Here is a 16,642-nt window from a genome sequence, read left to right on the forward strand (position 1 = left end):
CCCGAGTCCCCAAGCGCGCACAATCACGTGAGGCAACGAACCCGCCCTCGCGCGCATCTTGACGTGAGGCAACACGGCCCCGACAAGTCACGGAACTCATCCACCCGCCAAAACTGCTGTGACACATGTGAATGCAGTGACAATCCGGGAGGAGAATACGGCGCGAATCAACCATTGCCCACCGATGGCCGCAAGCGTAGATTCGACTGCGAAGCAGGCTCGGACATGACCGTAATCCGAAGAGCTGGACAAGAGGGTGAAAGCCAGCCGCGCTGGAAGTGTAGACGCTCCCCTGTCAGTCCGAGCCTGCCCTAATTTCCCGGTGGCGGCCCCAATCCGGAACCACATGAATAGTTGCCCGGCTTTGAGCGACAAGCCTCAACGGGGCGCATACCACGCGCCCGCGTGAGTTGCTCAAAGCCGGGCAACTTTCCTATCCCCCGGGCGCCGCCAAGCCCCCCGGGGGTCGCCAATCAGAGCTTCAGGTGCAGCACATCGGCCAGCGGCCGCCGCGGCGTCGGCACCGGGGGCTTCTCCAGCGCCGGCGCGCCGCCGACGCGAACCAGCACCTGAGGCAGGTCGCCGCCGCCGACCAGTCCGGCCAGCAGCGCCCGACCGGCCGGCACCTCGGTCAAATGCGTTACCGGACAGGTCGACAAGCCGGCCATGGTGCACTCCAGTAGCACCGTCGAGAGTGCTTCGCCGCAGGCCAGCGCATCCGCCGGCTCGTCACTGGCGGTCGCCAACAGCACGATCTTCGAATGGTCGTCGCCGACTTCGATGCGTCGTTCCCGGTTGTGGGTGACCGGGAATGTCCGCCCGATGTCCACCCGGTCGCTTTCGGCGGCCGAGACCAGCGCGCTCTCCGGGATCCCGTCGGAAACCTCGAATGGCGCTGTCCACCAGCCGAGTTCAGCGTGATACGACGAGTCGTACAGACGCAGCGCCTCGGTGAGTTCGGAGGCCTCGGCCAGCTTGGAGCGCAGCTCGTCGGGAAGCACGCTCAGCCGTACCGGTCCGGTCACCGTGTCGTACAGCACGGTCTCGAAGGGCTCCCAGTTGCTCGGCGCCATGAAGGGCAGTCGATCGGTGTGCCGCGTCAGTATCGCGCCGGCGCGATAGCGATCCAACTCGGTGACCCGGTCTGCGGCGAGGAATCCGATAGAGGCCAGGTACTCCGGATGCGCGGCATCGGGGAACCGCTCGACCTCGGACGTCCAGCCGGCCGCGGCCATCGCGACCCGCAGGTGATCCAGCACCGCGCCGCAACTGATCAACGCCTCCCGGGCCGACTGGTCGCCGTGCACGCCACGGGTCGGATCCAGATACAGGTCCAGCCGCCCACCGTCGGCCACCCATCGCCACGGCTGGCTGTTGTGCAACGACGGCGCCCGGCAGGCCAACCGCACCGCTTCGGTCAGAACCTCGTAATCCACGGTCGTGTCCAACATCAGCCACCTCCCACGGGTCTGTCGCCTTCAGGCTCCCAGCCCGTATCCAGGCGCAAAAGAGGCGTTAGTCACCGGCCGGTCGGCGTTGGACCCCGCATCAGTCCTCGGCGCGGTGCCGGACGCGGAACAGATTCACCTCGCTCTTGATGCCCTTGAGGTGACGTCCGCCGGCGAACGACCATTGGAAGACGTCAGATTCGGCCAACGCCACCCGCACCGGCTCAGCGACCAGCACGGTGCCCGGCCGGGCGACCCCGGTGATTCGGCTCGCGGTGTTCACCGGGCTACCGAACCAGTCCCCGACCCGGCTCACTGCCTCCCCGGACGCGACGCCGGCACGAAGCCGAGGCAGGGTGTCGTCGGCCTGGGCCGCCTCGACCAGCCGCAGCACCGCATCGACCAGCGGCGCCGGCTCCGGGCAGACGAACATCACCGCGTCGCCGATGGTCTTGATGAACCGCACCGGAGGAACGGCGATCTCGCGCCCCAACACAGTCAGGCGCTCGGCGAGCTGCACCAGGTCTTCGGGCGGCACCATCTCCCCGAGCCGGGTGAAGCCGACCAGGTCGGCGAATGCCACGGTGATCTGGCGCGCTCCCGGCAGCGGTGCGCCCGCCAAGCGCTCTCCGGCGGTGACGGCGTCGATGTCGAGCTGATGACGCAGCTGCACCATCAGCATGTCCTGGACGAAGGGGCCCAACATCGGCGCCAGCCCGGCCACCAGGTCCCGTGACCGCTGGGCGATCTGCAGCTCGGTGACGCCCGGTTCGCCGATCGCGGACAACACCGTGAAGCGCATGAATTCCGCGGTGTGCGCCAGCCCGTCGGCCAACAGGCGAGCGGTCTGCAGGGCCTGCTCGGCATCGATGCCGGCATCGATGAAGCGGCGCGCATGCATGGCGATGCTCGCATCGGCGCGCATCTGCACCGGGGCATCCGGATCGTCCATCCAGGGCAGCCCGACCGCCCGCTGCAGGCGCTGCAACTGTTCGAGGTCGACTCCACTGGATTCGCTGATCTCGCGCGCCGAGACGTAGGTGCCGTCGTCACCGACCAGCCGTCGCGACGCCAACAGCATCGGTGAGGGGTTCCCGCGGATCTCCTCGGCGGTGATGCCCTGTCCCAGCAGCCATTCGATCAGTTCGGCACGCTCGGCACGCGCAGTGCCGTCCAGCCCGTCCAGCAGGTCTTCGATCTCGGGGTCCCCCACACCGCAAACGTATCTCGCGGCAGACTGTCGGGGTGGCTGAAGTCTTTGATGCGCTGACCCCCGCCCAACTCCGCGCCCGGGGCACCATCAAGTGGAATCACTTCGGCCCCGACGTGCTGGCGCTGTGGATCGCCGAGATGGACTTTCCCACCGCCCCCGCGGTGCTGGACGGGGTGCGCGCCTGCGTGGCCAACGAGGAATTCGGCTATCCGGCGCTGGGCTCCGATGCGTTGCCGGTGGCGCTCACGCAGTGGTGCGAACGCCGCTACGACTGGCCCATCCAGCCGGAATGGGTGCGGGTGGTGCCCGACGTCCTCAAGGGCATGGAGGTGGTGATCGAGTTCCTCACCCGCCCGGAGAGCCCCGTGGTTCTGCCGGTGCCGGCCTACATGCCGTTCTTCGACCTGCTGACCGTGACCGGGCGCCAACGCATCGAAATTCCGATAACACAGCAGGATTCGGGTCGCTACCTGATGGACCTGGAGGCCCTGGACGCCGCGTTCACCGCGGGCGCCGGGTCGCTGATCCTGTGTAACCCGAACAACCCGCTGGGCACCGCGTTCACCGCCGAGGAGCTCAGCGCGATCGTGGACATCGCCGCGCGCCACGGAGCCCGGGTGATCGCCGACGAGATCCACGCCCCGCTGGTCTACGACCGGCCGCACGTCGCGGCCGCCTCGGTGTCACCGGCCGCCGCCGACACCGTCATCACACTGATGTCGGCCTCCAAGGGCTGGAACCTGCCCGGGCTGATGTGCGCCCAGGTGATCCTGACCAATCCGCGCGACACCGCCGCCTGGGACCGGATCAACATGCTGCACACGATGGGCGCCGCCACCGTCGGTATCAGCGCCAACCTCGCCGCCTACACCCGCGGCGGACCGTGGCTGGACGCCCTGCTGGCCTACCTACGGGGCAACCGCGACCACCTCAGCCGAGCGCTGCCCGCAGCGCTGCCCGGCCTGCGGGTCAGCCATCCCGAGGCCACCTACCTTGCTTGGCTCGATTTCCGGGCGCTGGGCTTGCCCGCCGAGCCGGCCGAGATCCTGCTGGCCGACGCGCGGGTGGCACTGAGCCCGGGTCTCCCGTTCGGCGGCGGCCGGGGATTCGCGCGACTGAACTTCGCGACCACCCGGGCGATCCTGGACCGGGCGATCGAGGCGATGGCCGGCGCGCTGACGTGATCGCTAACGGCGACCCGCGGCGCCCGGCTCCGCCGCGCTTGCGATCGCCGTGATCGCTAACGTGGCGGGCATGTCCTGCGTGTTCTGCGCCGTCGTCGCCGGTGACGCACCGGCGGTACGGGTTTTCGAAGACGACGAGTACCTGGCGTTTCTCGACATCCGGCCATTCACCCGCGGTCACACCCTGGTGATCCCCAAACAACACTTCGTGGACCTGACCGACACCCCGGCCGCCACCCTGACCGGCATGCTCACCGTCGGGCAGCGGATCGCCCAGGCCGCACGCACCTCCGGGCTGCACGCCGACGGCAACAACCTGGTGATCAACGACGGCCGGGCAGCGTTTCAGAGCGTGTTCCACATCCACCTGCACGTGGTGCCCCGGCGTGCCGGAGACAAGTTGTCCTTTGCCAAAGGCCTGCTGGTGCGCCGCGATCCGGACCGCGAGAGCACCGGGACGATCCTGCGGGCGGCGCTGGCGAGCAGCGGCAGCTAGCGGGCAGACTCAAGGGTATGGACCATCTATCCCCGATCGAAAAGGTGGGCGTCCGAGCGCTCAGCCTGCACAACCTGATCTACCAACAGACCCACGGCTGGATCGGCCACAAGGTGCCGGGCCTACCGCCCAACCTGTTGCTGCACACCGTCGGGGCGAAAACCGGCCAGGCACGCACCTCGACACTGACCTACGCACGCGACGGCGACACGTACCTGATCGTCGCGTCGATGGGCGGCGCGCCCCGCTCCCCCGGCTGGTACCACAACCTCAAAGCCAACCCGGACGTGGAGATCAACATCGGGCCGAAGCGTCTACGGGCCACCGCCCAGCCGGTGCTGCCCGATGACCCGGACTACGCCCGGCTGTGGCGAATAGTCAACGCCAACAATGCCGATCGCTACAACGGCTACCAGCGCCGCACGTCTCGGCCGATCCCGGTGGTGAGGATCACACCGGTGCCCCCTTCTTAATAGGCATTATTTCTGCGAGTAGTCCGCTGTTCTGCTTTGCTCAGGTATCACTCAGCTAGTACTTTGGGGCGATGAGTCGTCTGGGCAGGCCGGGTAAGTCGAAGTCAGCACGCCGGCGCCTGGCGGGAGCCGGGGCGGCGGTCGGCACTTTCCTCGCCGTGGGGCTGACTCCCGCGACCCCATCGGCACACGCCGACGGGATGGACTTCGACTGGCTGATCGACATGTTCACGCCGGTCGCCGGGGTGGCCGCCGAGACCGCCCCGTTGGACTCCGCGGCATGGTTTGACCAGCTCTTCTACGACCCGTTCCACACGTCGATCGACAACTGGATCAACAGCGACTTCGGATCGATGGTCAACGGCTGGATCAACACCGCCGCCGGCCAGATCCTGATCGGTAACGGTGCCGACGGCACCGCGGAAAGCCCGAACGGTGGCGCCGGCGGCCTGTGGTTCGGCGATGGCGGAGACGGATTCGACCAGAGCGCCGCCGGGGTGGCCGGCGGCAACGGCGGCGCGGCCGGCATGTTCGGTGACGGCGGTGCCGGCGGTGACGGCGGCGCCGGCGCGGCAGGCGGCATCGGCGGGGCCGGTGGGTCGTTCATGGGCAACGGCGGTTCCGGCGGCGCCGGCGGAATCGGTATCAACGGTGAAGCCGCCGGTGTTGGCGGTGCCGGAGGCGACGCCGTGGCCTGGCTGTTCGGCAATGGCGGCGCCGGGGGCGTCGGCGGAGCGGGATTTGTCGGTGCGACTGGCGCCCTGGGCGCAACCGGTGGCACGGGCGGCGGCGGAGGCGCGGGCGGGACGAGTCTGTCAACGCTGTACGGAGATGGCGGGCGCGGCGGCAACGGCGGGGCCGGCGGGGCCGGCGGCAACGGCGGGGCCGGTAGCGATGGCCACACCGGAGACTTCGCCATCAATGGCGGCACGGGAGGCAACGGCAGCGACGGCGGATACGGCGGAAGCGGCGGCCAGGGCGGCAACGGCGGGGCCGGCGGCGCTTCAGGTAACGGCACTGCCGGAGCAAACGGCGATGGCGGCGCCGGTGGTCAAGGCGGCGCGGCCGGCGTGGGCGGTACCGGCGGAACCGGAGCGGCGGGCACCGCCGCCCACCTGAACGGCGGCACGGGCGGCGACGGCGGCAACGCCGGCGCAGCAGGAAATGGCGGGGCCGGCGGGATGGCCGGGGCCGGTGGCCTGGCGGGTAGCGGTTCCCAGGGTGCTGCCGGCGCGGTCGGACTGGCCGGGCGCAGCGGGGGCAACGGCGGCGACGGCGGGGCGGGCTTTGCGGCCACCACCGGAGCTGCCGGTACCGGCGGCACCGGGGGTAACGGCGGCAACGGCGGCGTGTACGGCGACGGCGGCCACGGCGGCGCGGGCGGCGCGGGCGGGCTCGGTTCCCACGGCAGCAATGGGTCCGGGAATGGTGTCGCCGGCGGCGCCGGCGGCATCGGCGGCACTGGCGGCAACGGCGGCGTAGGCGGTGCGGGCGGAACCCTCGGTGGCGATGCCGGCAACGGCGGTGCCGGCGGCACCGGCGGCATCGGCGGGACCGGCGGCAGCGGGTCCGACGGCGCCAACAGCAGCGTTGCCGGCGGCGCCGGCAGTAACGGCGGCAACGCCGGCGACGGCGGCAAAGGCGGCACCGGCGGCAACGGCGGTGCGGGCGGCACCGCCGCACACGGCGACGCGGGACTTCAGGGGGCGGCCGGAAACGGCGGCAAAGGCGGGACCAGTGGTGATGCCGGCAACGGCGGCAACGGCGGCGACGGCAATGCGGCCAATCCGGATGGCGGTCGCGGCGGCAACGCCGGCCTGGGCGGCTACGGCGGCAGCGGCGGCACCAGCGGCACAGGCGGCACTAACGGCACCGGCGGGATGGGCGGTGACGGGTCCGCGACCCCCCACACCGGGAACGGCGGCAACGGCGGCAACGGCTTCAACGCCGTCACCCCGGGAGCCAACGGCGGCAACGGCGGCGCCGGCGGAACCGGCAGCGCGCACGGCAACGGCGGGAACGGCGGGGCCGGCGGCAACGGCGCGAACGGCGCCAACGGCAACCCGGTCGTTAACAACGGCAACGCCGGAGACGGCGGTAACGGCGGCAAGGGTGGGGCCGGCGGAAACTCGCTCGGCGACGGCAACGGCGGCAACGGCGGCGCCGGCGGCAAGGCCGGAGACGGCGGCCGCGGCGTGGACCAGAGCCAGCTGCCCCCCAGCGCCACCCTGCCCGGCAGCGGCGGCGACGGCGGCAAGGGCGGAGTCGGCGGGGCCGGCGGCAGCAGCGTCTACGCACACGGGGTCGGCACGGGCAATGGCGGCGCCGGCGGCGCGGGTGGAGCCGGTGGCAACGGCGGCGGCAACGGCATCGCCACGCTGGACATCGCCAACAGCGTGCCCTACGGCAGCGGCGGCGACGGCGGGGCCGGCGGTATCGGCGGAAACGGCGGGTTCGGCGTCACCGGTGCGCTCGGCGGCGGCACCGGCTTCAACGGCGGCAACGGCGGCGCCGGCGGTACCGGTGGTGCGGCCGGCTCGGCCTACACCGGCAGTGTCGCGCTGCATGAGCACGGCACCTTCGGCACCAACGGCAACGGTGGTGCGGGCGGCGGCGGCGGTACCGGTGGTGGCGGTGGCACCGGCGGGGCCGGTGACAACAGCGCCGGCGGCACCGGCGGCAATGGCGGTAACGGCGGCGCGGCCGGTAACGGCGGGGCACCCGGCTCCGGATTCAACGCCCAGCCCGGAATCAACAAGGCTCCGGTCGGGATCGGCGGCGACGGCGGAAACGGCGGGGCCGCCGGCTCCGGCGGGTCCGGCGGCAAGGGCGACACCGGGTTCAACGGCGGTACCGGCGGAAACGGTGGCGTCGGCGGCGCCGGCGCCAACGGCGGAAGCGCCACCGGCACCTACTACGCGCAGGGCTCCAGCGGCGGTGACGGCGGAAACGGCGGCGCCGGCGGCAACGCCGGAGCGGGCGGCGCCGCAGGTGCGGGCGCCCAGGCAGGCAGCGGGGGCAACGCCGGCGCGGGCGGCCACGGCGGCAATGGCGGTGACGGCGGCGACGCCACCCTGACCGGGACGAACGTGCACGGCGGGGCGGCCGGTGACGGCGGCGACGGCGGGGCGGCGGGTGCGGTGGCCACCGGCGGGCTCGGAGCCAACGGCGGCAGCGGCGGCGACGGCGGCGACGGCGGTCGTGGCGGCGCTGTCGGCAGCAACGGCGCCAACGGCGCCGGGGGCGCGGGCGGGGCCGGTTCCGGCACCGGGCACGCCGGCGAGACCGGCGGCCCCGAGGGCCCGGTCAACGTCACCATTCCGCTGTACCTGCAAAGCGGCGGCATCAGCCCGATCGTCTACATCTCGATCAACGGTGGCCCGCCGGTCCCGGTCCAGATCGACACCGGCTCCACCGGCCTGACGATTCTGAACAGTGCCGTCGGCAACCCCGGGAGTCTCGGCAACGTGCTGCTCTCCGGCAATGCCAGCTACGCCGGCCTGGGCGGCAACAGCTACGGCTACCAGACCTACAGCACCACCGTGGGATTCTGCGACAAGCTTGCCTGCTCAGGAGACATCGTCACCGACCCGACCGGAGTCAACGTGGTCACCGCCGGGTCGAACGCACTCATGACGCAGTACTTCAACCAGTACGGCATCGTCGGAGTCCTGGGCGTCGGACCGAACAACGGCTATGCCGGCACCTCGACGATCATCTCGGCGCTGCCCGGTGCGCTCAACCAGGGCGTGCTCATCGACGAGCAGACCGGCCAAGTGGTTTTCGGACCGAACCCGCTCGACCCCGAGACCTCCGTCTCCGGATCGCCCTACGTGGACACGATGATCTCCATCAACGGCGCTCCCCCGGTGGCCGTCACGACCTCGATCGACTCCGGCGGCATGTACGGCAGCATCCCGCAGTCGCTGTTCCCGCAGCTCGGTGTCGGTTCGCAGGTGCCGGCCGGGACGGTGATCTCGGTGTACAACGCCGACGGCAGCACCCTGCTGTACTCCTACACCACCACGAACAACGGTCCGTATGTGACGTCCGGCGGGGCGGCCAACAGCGGCTACTACCCGTTCTCGGTGAACCCGGTCTACATCGACTACCGGCCCAGCGGTTTCGGGGCGACCATCATCAGTCGCTAGGTTCATGGCGGCGACCCGCTTCGCCCGGCTCCGCCGCCCTCGCGATCGCCGCTAAGGCCCTACAGCAGCTCCTTGGCCAGCAGCTCGCAGGTGCGTTCCCGGCCGGGCGCGCTGGCCGGGTCCGTGCCGCGGTGCGCCGAGGCGACCGGATTGATCATCACCTCGTCGACGGCGAAGTGCTCCGCCAGCGCTGCGAGCTGCTCGGACGCTTCGGCAGGGGTGCCGACGATCGCGCGCCGCAGCCCACTGTCGATGATGCGTTGTTCGGAGTCGGAGACCGCCGCCGCCTGCGCGTCCTCGACCAGATCAACGGCGCCCAGCGGTCGCCCGGTCCGCAACCGGGCCATCATCTGCAGGTTGGGCAACATCAATGCCATTGCCTCGTCACGGGTTTCGGCGACCGACGCGTTGACGGTCAGAAACGTCGTCGGCGCCGCACACACCTCGCTCGGAGTGAAATTCTCCCGGTAGTAGGCCAGCGCCTCCTCGGTGCCCTGACCGGAGAAGTGATGGGCGAACACGTAGGGCAGCCCCTTGGCCGCGGCCAGCCGCGCCGAGTACATGCTCGATCCCAGCAGCCACAGCCGCGGCTCGCCGGTGGCGGCCGGGGTGGCCTTGAGCAGGTAGTCGCCGTCCCGTAATTGGACCTGCACACCGCGGCTGCTCATCATCGCCCGCACGTGGTCGAGATAGTCCGGGAAGTTTGCGATGTCCTCGTCGCCGCGGCCGGAGCGCAGCATGACCGAGGTGACCGGGTCGGATCCGGGCGCCCGCCCGATCCCCAAGTCGATGCGCCCGGGTGCGGCGGCCTCCAACAGCGCGAACTGTTCCGCGACGGCCAGCGGGGCGTGGTTGGGCAGCATCACCCCGCCCGAACCGAGCCGCACCCGCGACGTCTGTGCGGCGAGGTACGCGAGCAGTACCGGCGGGCTGGTGGCCCCCACCGAGGGCATGTTGTGGTGCTCGGCCACCCAGTATCTGGTGAATCCGAGGCGGTCGGCAGTCTGGGCCAGCCGCACCGTGGCCGCCAGCGCGTCGGCGGTGGACTGGTCGGTACGGACCGGGACGAGATCAAGAACGGAAAGACGCACGTTGCTACTCAACACCGGAACTCAGCCGGATAGTCCCGCCAGCACCGCGGCCTGCGCAAAGATGTCGTCCAGCATGGCCGGGGTCAGCCGACCGGTGAACATGTTCTGCTGACTGGGGTGATAACAGCCCAGCAGCCGCAGTGCCGGGCCCAGTTGGGCGAGCGCGCCGTGGCCGAACTTCGGTTTGGGCTTGGGCACGCGGTCGGCGGCAATCCGCAGCGCGATCTGCCAGGCGAAGCCGCCCAGCGCAATCATCACCCGCACATGTGGAGCGATCAGCTGCCATTCGGTGTCGATCCACGGCGCGCAGGTGTTGCGCTCGAGGGTCGTCGGAGCGTTGTCCGGCGGGGCGCAGCGCACCGGGGCGATGATTCGGATGTCATTAGCTTGCAACCCATCCGCGGCGTCAACGCTGGTGGGCTGGTTGACCAGCCCGGCCCGGTACAACGCCGCGTACAGCTGGTCGCCGGATCGATCGCCGGTGAACATCCGGCCGGTGCGGTTGGCTCCGTTGGCAGCCGGGGCCAATCCGACGATCACGATCTTGGGCTTCGGCGAGCCCCAGCCGGGAACCGGCCGGCCCCAGTAGGGCTGGTCGGCGAAGGATTTTCGCTTGGTGGCCGCAACCTGTTCGCGCCACGTCACCAGTCGCGGGCAGGCGCGGCAGACGCTGATCAGCGCGTCGAGTTCGTCGATCGACTCGGCTTGGGCAGCCAGCTGCACCACCCGCGCGGCGTCGGCGGCCTGCGGCGTTGCCGGAGTTGCCGGGTCGCCGGGCCATCCTGCCCCGGGAGGCACCGGGGAGTCGAACGGCTGACCGGTGCGGGGATGGTTGAGCATTGGTCTACTGTGCACGCTCCCGGAATCGATGCCCAGCCCGGCACGGCGCGGCCGTGCGGAGTCGGGTCAGCAGGAACGCGGATCGGAGCTCTCCAACAAGTTGGCGCGGATTTGTGCGTACGCGTGCGCGAACAGGTCGACATCACGCGCACTGAGTAGGTCGAAAAGGTTGCGTCGCAACGTGTCAGCGTACCCACCCGATACCGACTCCAATTTCGCCAGCCCGGCGTCGGTCAGCTCTGCGAACAGTCCGCGCTTGTCCTCCTCGCACCCGACGCGGCGCAGCCAGCCCGCCCTGGCCAATCGGCTCACCGCCCCGGCGGTCCCGCCACGGGTCGTCACCGCCGCCTCGGTGATCTCACCCATCCGCAATCGGCGTTGCCGCGCTTCGGACAACAGCACCAATACCTCAAAATCGGCGAAGGTGATCCCTCCGTCGGCGAACAGCTGAAATCGAGTTCCCGCAGCAACAGTCGAGTGCTGTCCAGAAACCCGCGCCACATGCGCTGCTCGGTCTCGTTCAGCCATCGGATCTCTTCCGTCACAACAACCGCGTCCTTTGTGATTGATTCGACAACTATTAAACCAGGAATCGACGTGACTCTCAGATGACGGTGACTGCAGGGCATTACCGCAGTTCAACGCAGATCTAATCCTGTGCCGACAGAAGTGTCGCGGTGATCACACGCGCGTCGATCGGCCTAATTATCCTTGTTATATCAACTACCCGCCTGGCTTAGTTTCGAGCGCTGACCACCCCGGCGCGCGAAGGCGTTCGCCCGTTCCGCTGCTGCCACAGCCGGTAGACCTCGACCGCGTCGTCGCGGGAGTCGTGCCGCATCGGCAGCCGCCGCTGCTCCCAGGGCTTGGCAAACTCGTCGTAGAAGGTGTTGAGCTCGAAGTACTTTCGGTCGTCGACGTAATGCGGCTCGTAGGCCTCGCGGGTGGTCAAGAAGACGACCTCGTCCGGCGAGCAGTAATACAGTGCGCCCAAGCACATCGGGCACGGCGACGCCAGGACGTAGATGGTGGCCCCGGTCAGGTGCTCGGTGCCCAGCGCCGTGCATGCCTGCCGAATGGCGAGGATCTCCGCGTGCGCGGTGGGGTCGTTGGTCTGAGCGACCCGATTCGCGCTTTCGGCCAGAATCGCACCGTCCCTGACGATGACCGTGGCGAACGGGCGCCCGCCCTGCTCGACGTTGCGGCGAGCAAGCTCAATGGTGTGTTGCGCGAAGTCCATGTCAGCTCCTAGACTGCCGCAGCTCGCGCTATTGAGTCCAATACTTGTATTCGATGGATGCGATAGATGTCATCAATCGATTTCGTACGCGAATTCCGCCAGTATGCGGATGAATGCCTGCGCGGCCGCCGAGCGGTAGGCAGCGGCGCGCACCAGCGCCACCACGGTTCGGGTAGGCAGCGGCGGGACGAGCGGCACCGAATGCACGTGGCGACGCTCACGGGTGATCGCATCGGGCAGCACCGTGGCCAGTGCGCCACCACGTACCGAGGCCAACAGCGCACTGATCGAATTGGCTTCGACCACGATCCGGGGCGCGACGCCCTGGCCGGAGAAGTAGGCGTCGATCTGTAGACGGGTGGCGAAACCGGTGTTGAGCAGGACCAACGGCTCGCGGGCCAGCCGGGCGACCGGCAGCGGTGTCGCTCGCGCCGCAAAGGGGTGGCCCGAGCCGACCACCAGCGTCAGCGTCTCGGCGAACAGCGCGGTGTGGTCGATCCCGTCGGCATGCGGGCCCGCGAAGGCGATACCGAGGTCCAGTCGGTCGGCGAGCAGGTCGGCCTCGATGCGGTCTTGGGTGTCCTCGCGGACCGAGAGGGTGATGCCCGGATGCGCGGTGTGGAACCGGTGCACCAGCGGCCCGATCAGGTAGGCGGTGAATGTCGGCGTCATCGCCACCCGCAGATGCCCGCGCGACAGGTCCTGCACGTCGTGAACCGCACGTTCGCCGGCATCGAGATCGCGCAGCGCCAACCGGGCATGCTCGGCATACGCCTCGCCGGCATCGGTCAGCCGTACCGTGCGGCCCGAGCGATCCAGCAGCTCCACCGCCAGTGCGCGCTCCAGTTGCTTGATCTGCTGCGAGAGCGTCGGCTGGGAGATGTGCAGCGCCTCGGCCGCCCGAGTGAAATTCCCGTGCTCGGCCACCGCCAGCAGATACCGGATGTGGCGCAGCTCCATCGACTGACTATAGGCGCCATCAATCGAGATGATGGGTACTACGTCTTGGACGCTATTGCCTGATTGCGAGGCCCCAGCCGGGCTCGCGGCTCGACGCGGCTGAACTGTCCACTCACCTCATAGGATGACCTGCGTGAACGCCGACGCATTGACCCAACTGATCGCCGATCTCCCCGAGGGCATGGTGGTCACCGACCCGACGATCACCGCGGGATACCGGCAGGACAACGCGCTGGACCCGATGGCGGGCCAGCCCCTGGCGGTGGTGCGCCCGCTGCGCACCGAAGAAGTGCAGACGGTCATGCGCTGGGCCGGCGCCCACCGGGTGCCGGTGGTGACTCGCGGCGCGGGCACCGGCCTGTCCGGCGGAGCCACGGCGATCGACGGCGGCATCGTGCTGTGTACCGAGAAGATGCGCGACATCACCGTCGACCCCGTCACCCGCACCGCGGTCTGCCAGCCGGGACTGTTCAACGCCGAGGTGAAGAAGGCCGTCGCCGCCTACGGACTGTGGTATCCGCCGGACCCGTCGTCGTTCGAGATCTGCAGCATCGGCGGCAACATCGCCACCAACGCCGGCGGCCTGTGCTGCGTCAAGTACGGCGTGACCACCGACTACGTACTGGGACTGCAGGTGGTGCTGGCCGACGGCACAGCGGTCCGCCTGGGTGGGCCTCGTCTCAAGGACGTCGCCGGGCTCTCGTTGACCAAGTTGTTCGTCGGCAGCGAGGGCACCCTCGGGGTGGTCACCGAGGTAACCCTGCGCCTGCTGCCGGCTCAGCCGAAATCGGCTGTGGTGGTAGCCACTTTCGACTCGGTGACCGCCGCAGCCGAGGCGGTGCTCGACGTGTCCGGGCGGCTGCGCCCGTCGATGCTGGAGTTCATGGACTCGGCGGCGATCAACGCCGTGGAAGACCAACTGCGTATGGGCCTGGACCGCGAGGCCGCGGCCATGCTGGTGGCCGCCTCCGACGAGCGCGGCCACGCGGGCGCCGAGGACGTCGAGCTGATGGCCCAGGTGTTCACCGAGCACCATGCCAAGGAGGTGTTCTCCACCGACGACCCGGTCGAGGCCGAGGGCTTCGTGGCGGCCCGGCGGTTCTGCATCCCGGCGGTCGAGGCGAAGGGTCCGCTGCTCCTGGAGGACGTTGGGGTGCCGGTGCCGCGGCTGGCGGAGCTGATCACCGGTATCGAGAACATCGCCGCCGAGCGCCAACTGCTGATCTCGGTGATCGCGCACGCCGGCGACGGCAACACGCACCCCCTGATCGTGCACGACACGAATGACCCCGACCATGTGCGGCGCGCCGAGCTCGCCTACGGCGAGATCATGGATCTGGCCCTGGCGCTGGGCGGCACCATCACCGGCGAACACGGCGTCGGGCGGTTGAAGCGACCGTGGCTGGCCGAGCAGCTGGGACCCGATGTGATGGCGCTGAATCAGCGGGTCAAAGCCGCGCTCGACCCGCTGAACATCCTCAACCCGGGTTCGGGGATCTAGGCCCCCTCCTCGCCCCGAGTGTGAATCTGCCGACGCTCCCCCGGCGCGTCGCGTCGTGGATTTCACACTCGGCCATTGACACCGGTCGGGGCGTTGTCGTATCAATGAGACATGACGACCACGCTGTCTCATCCGAAGTTCGAACTCTGCAACGCCGACACCTGGCCCAACCCCTGGCCGATGTACGCCGCGCTGCGCGATCACGACCCGGTCCACCACGTGGTCCCGGAGAACGCGCCTGACCAGGACTACTACGTCTTGTCCCGGCACGCCGACATCTGGGCCGCCGCCGCCGACCACGAGACGTTCTCCTCCGCACAGGGACTGACCGTCAACTACGGCGAGCTGGAGATGATCGGCCTGGCCGACAACCCGCCGATGGTGATGCAAGATCCCCCGGTACACACCGAATTTCGCAAGCTGGTGGCCCGCGGCTTCATGCCGCGGCAGGTCGAGCTGCTGGAGCCGAAGGTGCGTGAGTTCGTCATCGAGCGCCTCGAGCGGCTGCAGGCCAACGGCGGTGGTGACATCGTCACCGAGCTGTTCAAGCCGCTGCCGTCGATGGTGGTTGCGCACTACCTGGGCGTGCCGGAGGAGGACCGCAGCCAGTTCGACCGCTGGACCGAGGCTGTCGTCGCGGCCACCACCAGCGAAGACGGCGTCGCCTCGGCCGGTGACGCGATCGGCGAGATGATGGCCTACTTCAGCGGACTCATCGAACGCCGCCGCACCGCCCCGGAGGATGACACCGTTTCGCATCTGGTGGCGGCCGGGATGGGCGCCGACGGTGATATCAAGGGGCTGCTGTCGGTGCTGGCGTTCACCTTCACCATGGTGACCGGCGGCAACGACACGACCACCGGAATGCTTGGCGGCTCAGTGCAATTGCTGCAGCGACACCCCGATCAGCGTCAGCTGCTGGTGGACTCACCCGAGCTGATCCGCGACGCCGTCGAGGAGATGCTGCGGTTGACCTCCCCCGTGCAGGGGCTGGCCCGCACCACCACCCGGGACGTCACCATCGGCGACACCACGATTCCGGCGGACCGCAAAGTGTTGCTGCTCTACGGATCGGGCAACCGCGACGAACGCCAGTTCGGGCCGGACGCCGCCGAACTCAACGTGCAACGCAAGCCGCACCAGATCCTCGCCTTCAGCTACGGCGCCCACCACTGCATCGGCAATCAGGCGGCCCGGATGCAGGCCCGGGTGGCGTTGGAGGAACTGCTGGCCCGCTGCCCGAACTACACGATCGACGAGTCCGGGATCGTTTGGGCCGGCGGCAGTTACGTGCGTCGTCCCATGTCGATTCCCTTCACCGTCGGATCATGATGGCCGGGCGGGCCTGGCTGTCCGATCAGCGCGGCGAGTTGGCTGCCGAGAAGATTCTCGATGCGGCCGAGAAGCTGTTCGCCGAACAGGACCCGGGTTCGGTGGGCATGAATGAGATTGCCCGCGCCGCAGGCTGCTCTCGGGCCACGCTGTATCGCTACTTCGAGAGCCGAGACGCACTGCACACCGCCTACGTGCACCGGTGGGCCAATGCGCTCTATCACGAGTTGACCCGGCGGCTGGCCGGCGTCGACGACCCGGCAGAGCGACTGGTCGCCGGGATCACCGAATCGCTGGCCCTGGTACGCGGCAACCCGGCACTGGTGTCGTGGTTCGCCGAGACCGGACCGCCGATCGGTGCCGCGATGGCCGCGCAGTCCGATGTGATCACCGTGATGGTCGCGTCATTCCTGTCTGCATTGGGTACCGGCGACGGCGACGTGGTTCAGCAGCGCGCCCGGTGGGTGGTGCGGGTGGTGACGTCGATGCTGAGCTTCCCCGGCCACGACGCCGACGACGAGCGGGAGATGCTGACGCAATTCGTGGTACCGGTCGTGGTCTCGCCTTCGGTGCGGTCTCACGAGTAATCCCGCGCGCGATTCACCCGCCGAGCGTGAAGACAGCTTCACGTTCGACCCCTCAAAGTCAAGTGGCTAGTGCAACGCCGCTAGGCGGCTTGATCGAGGAGGGCGGCTAGGCGTTGGGCCGGGGTA

At 69.4% G+C, this 16,642-nt stretch carries 13 protein-coding genes and 1 pseudogene; 7 read left to right on the forward strand and 7 right to left on the reverse strand.

What is annotated here, in order from left to right:
- Positions 1–473: 473 nt before the first annotated feature.
- Positions 474–1,451 carry an Acg family FMN-binding oxidoreductase gene (locus ACJH71_RS22080; protein WP_406760118.1) on the reverse strand — a complete coding sequence of 326 codons (978 nt, stop codon included), beginning with the start codon at positions 1,449–1,451 and terminating at the stop codon, positions 474–476.
- A gap of 97 nt (positions 1,452–1,548) precedes the next feature.
- Positions 1,549–2,661, reverse strand: a complete 1,113-nt coding sequence (locus tag ACJH71_RS22085) for an adenylate/guanylate cyclase domain-containing protein (protein ID WP_406760119.1) — start codon at positions 2,659–2,661, stop codon at positions 1,549–1,551.
- A 32-nt stretch (positions 2,662–2,693) separates the two neighbouring features.
- Between ACJH71_RS22085 and ACJH71_RS22090 the strand changes: the two genes are divergently transcribed.
- The 4 genes from ACJH71_RS22090 to ACJH71_RS22105 all read left to right on the forward strand — a co-directional run bounded on the left by ACJH71_RS22090 (position 2,694) and on the right by ACJH71_RS22105 (position 8,965).
- Entirely contained in the window at positions 2,694–3,845 is a 1,152-nt protein-coding gene (locus ACJH71_RS22090) for a MalY/PatB family protein (RefSeq protein WP_406760120.1), read from the forward strand.
- 70 nt (positions 3,846–3,915) lie between these two features.
- Positions 3,916–4,341 (forward strand): HIT family protein, encoded by a 426-nt coding sequence (locus ACJH71_RS22095; protein WP_406760121.1) that lies wholly within the window; start codon positions 3,916–3,918, stop codon positions 4,339–4,341.
- Positions 4,342–4,358: 17 nt separating this feature from the next.
- Positions 4,359–4,814 (forward strand): nitroreductase family deazaflavin-dependent oxidoreductase, encoded by a 456-nt coding sequence (locus ACJH71_RS22100; protein ID WP_406760122.1) that lies wholly within the window; start codon positions 4,359–4,361, stop codon positions 4,812–4,814.
- Positions 4,815–4,885: 71 nt separating this feature from the next.
- Positions 4,886–8,965, forward strand: a complete 4,080-nt coding sequence (locus ACJH71_RS22105) for a PecA family PE domain-processing aspartic protease (RefSeq protein ID WP_406760123.1) — start codon at positions 4,886–4,888, stop codon at positions 8,963–8,965.
- A 59-nt stretch (positions 8,966–9,024) separates the two neighbouring features.
- Here ACJH71_RS22105 and ACJH71_RS22110 read toward each other — a convergent pair whose 3' ends face one another.
- From ACJH71_RS22110 to cynR, 5 genes and pseudogenes are all read right to left on the reverse strand, one after another.
- Positions 9,025–10,056, reverse strand: coding sequence for an LLM class flavin-dependent oxidoreductase (locus ACJH71_RS22110; RefSeq protein WP_406760124.1), 1,032 nt, complete (start codon positions 10,054–10,056; stop codon positions 9,025–9,027).
- 21 nt (positions 10,057–10,077) lie between these two features.
- On the reverse strand, positions 10,078–10,896 hold the full coding sequence (locus ACJH71_RS22115; RefSeq protein WP_406760125.1) for a uracil-DNA glycosylase: 819 nt from the start codon (positions 10,894–10,896) through the stop codon (positions 10,078–10,080).
- Positions 10,897–10,962: 66 nt separating this feature from the next.
- A pseudogene (locus tag ACJH71_RS22120) lies at positions 10,963–11,399 on the reverse strand (MarR family winged helix-turn-helix transcriptional regulator).
- Between the two features lie 233 nt (positions 11,400–11,632).
- The gene (locus ACJH71_RS22125) at positions 11,633–12,136 is read right to left on the reverse strand and encodes a nucleoside deaminase (protein ID WP_406760126.1); all 504 of its coding nucleotides are present in this window, start codon (positions 12,134–12,136) and stop codon (positions 11,633–11,635) included.
- A 72-nt stretch (positions 12,137–12,208) separates the two neighbouring features.
- Positions 12,209–13,096 carry a transcriptional regulator CynR gene (gene cynR / locus ACJH71_RS22130; RefSeq protein ID WP_406760127.1) on the reverse strand — a complete coding sequence of 296 codons (888 nt, stop codon included), beginning with the start codon at positions 13,094–13,096 and terminating at the stop codon, positions 12,209–12,211.
- Positions 13,097–13,229: 133 nt separating this feature from the next.
- Here cynR and ACJH71_RS22135 point away from each other — a divergent pair, with 133 nt between their 5' ends.
- From ACJH71_RS22135 to ACJH71_RS22145, 3 genes are all read left to right on the forward strand, one after another.
- Positions 13,230–14,597 carry an FAD-binding oxidoreductase gene (locus ACJH71_RS22135; protein WP_406760128.1) on the forward strand — a complete coding sequence of 456 codons (1,368 nt, stop codon included), beginning with the start codon at positions 13,230–13,232 and terminating at the stop codon, positions 14,595–14,597.
- 111 nt (positions 14,598–14,708) lie between these two features.
- A complete protein-coding gene (locus ACJH71_RS22140) occupies positions 14,709–15,929 on the forward strand; it encodes a cytochrome P450 (protein ID WP_406760129.1) in 1,221 nt (406 codons plus the stop codon).
- Positions 15,929–16,516: a TetR/AcrR family transcriptional regulator gene (locus tag ACJH71_RS22145; protein WP_406760130.1), complete on the forward strand. Its 588-nt coding sequence runs from the start codon at positions 15,929–15,931 to the stop codon at positions 16,514–16,516. Before ACJH71_RS22140 ends, ACJH71_RS22145 begins: the two co-directional genes overlap by 1 nt.
- Positions 16,517–16,642 lie beyond the last annotated feature (126 nt).

The sequence above is a fragment of the Mycobacterium sp. SMC-15 genome, assembly GCF_045310925.1.
Lineage (GTDB): Bacteria > Actinomycetota > Actinomycetes > Mycobacteriales > Mycobacteriaceae > Mycobacterium.

What these genes read in the sequence shown, in the direction of transcription:
- ACJH71_RS22080 (WP_406760118.1), bottom strand. Translation starts at nt 1,451, where the DNA reads ATGTTGGACACGACCGTGGATTACGAGGTTCTGACCGAAGCGGTGCGG.
- ACJH71_RS22095 (WP_406760121.1), top strand. Translation starts at nt 3,916, where the DNA reads ATGTCCTGCGTGTTCTGCGCCGTCGTCGCCGGTGACGCACCGGCGGTA.
- ACJH71_RS22100 (WP_406760122.1), top strand. Translation starts at nt 4,359, where the DNA reads ATGGACCATCTATCCCCGATCGAAAAGGTGGGCGTCCGAGCGCTCAGC.
- ACJH71_RS22105 (WP_406760123.1), top strand. Translation starts at nt 4,886, where the DNA reads ATGAGTCGTCTGGGCAGGCCGGGTAAGTCGAAGTCAGCACGCCGGCGC.
- ACJH71_RS22115 (WP_406760125.1), bottom strand. Translation starts at nt 10,896, where the DNA reads ATGCTCAACCATCCCCGCACCGGTCAGCCGTTCGACTCCCCGGTGCCT.
- ACJH71_RS22125 (WP_406760126.1), bottom strand. Translation starts at nt 12,136, where the DNA reads ATGGACTTCGCGCAACACACCATTGAGCTTGCTCGCCGCAACGTCGAG.
- cynR (WP_406760127.1), bottom strand. Translation starts at nt 13,096, where the DNA reads ATGGAGCTGCGCCACATCCGGTATCTGCTGGCGGTGGCCGAGCACGGG.
- ACJH71_RS22140 (WP_406760129.1), top strand. Translation starts at nt 14,709, where the DNA reads ATGACGACCACGCTGTCTCATCCGAAGTTCGAACTCTGCAACGCCGAC.
- ACJH71_RS22145 (WP_406760130.1), top strand. Translation starts at nt 15,929, where the DNA reads ATGGCCGGGCGGGCCTGGCTGTCCGATCAGCGCGGCGAGTTGGCTGCC.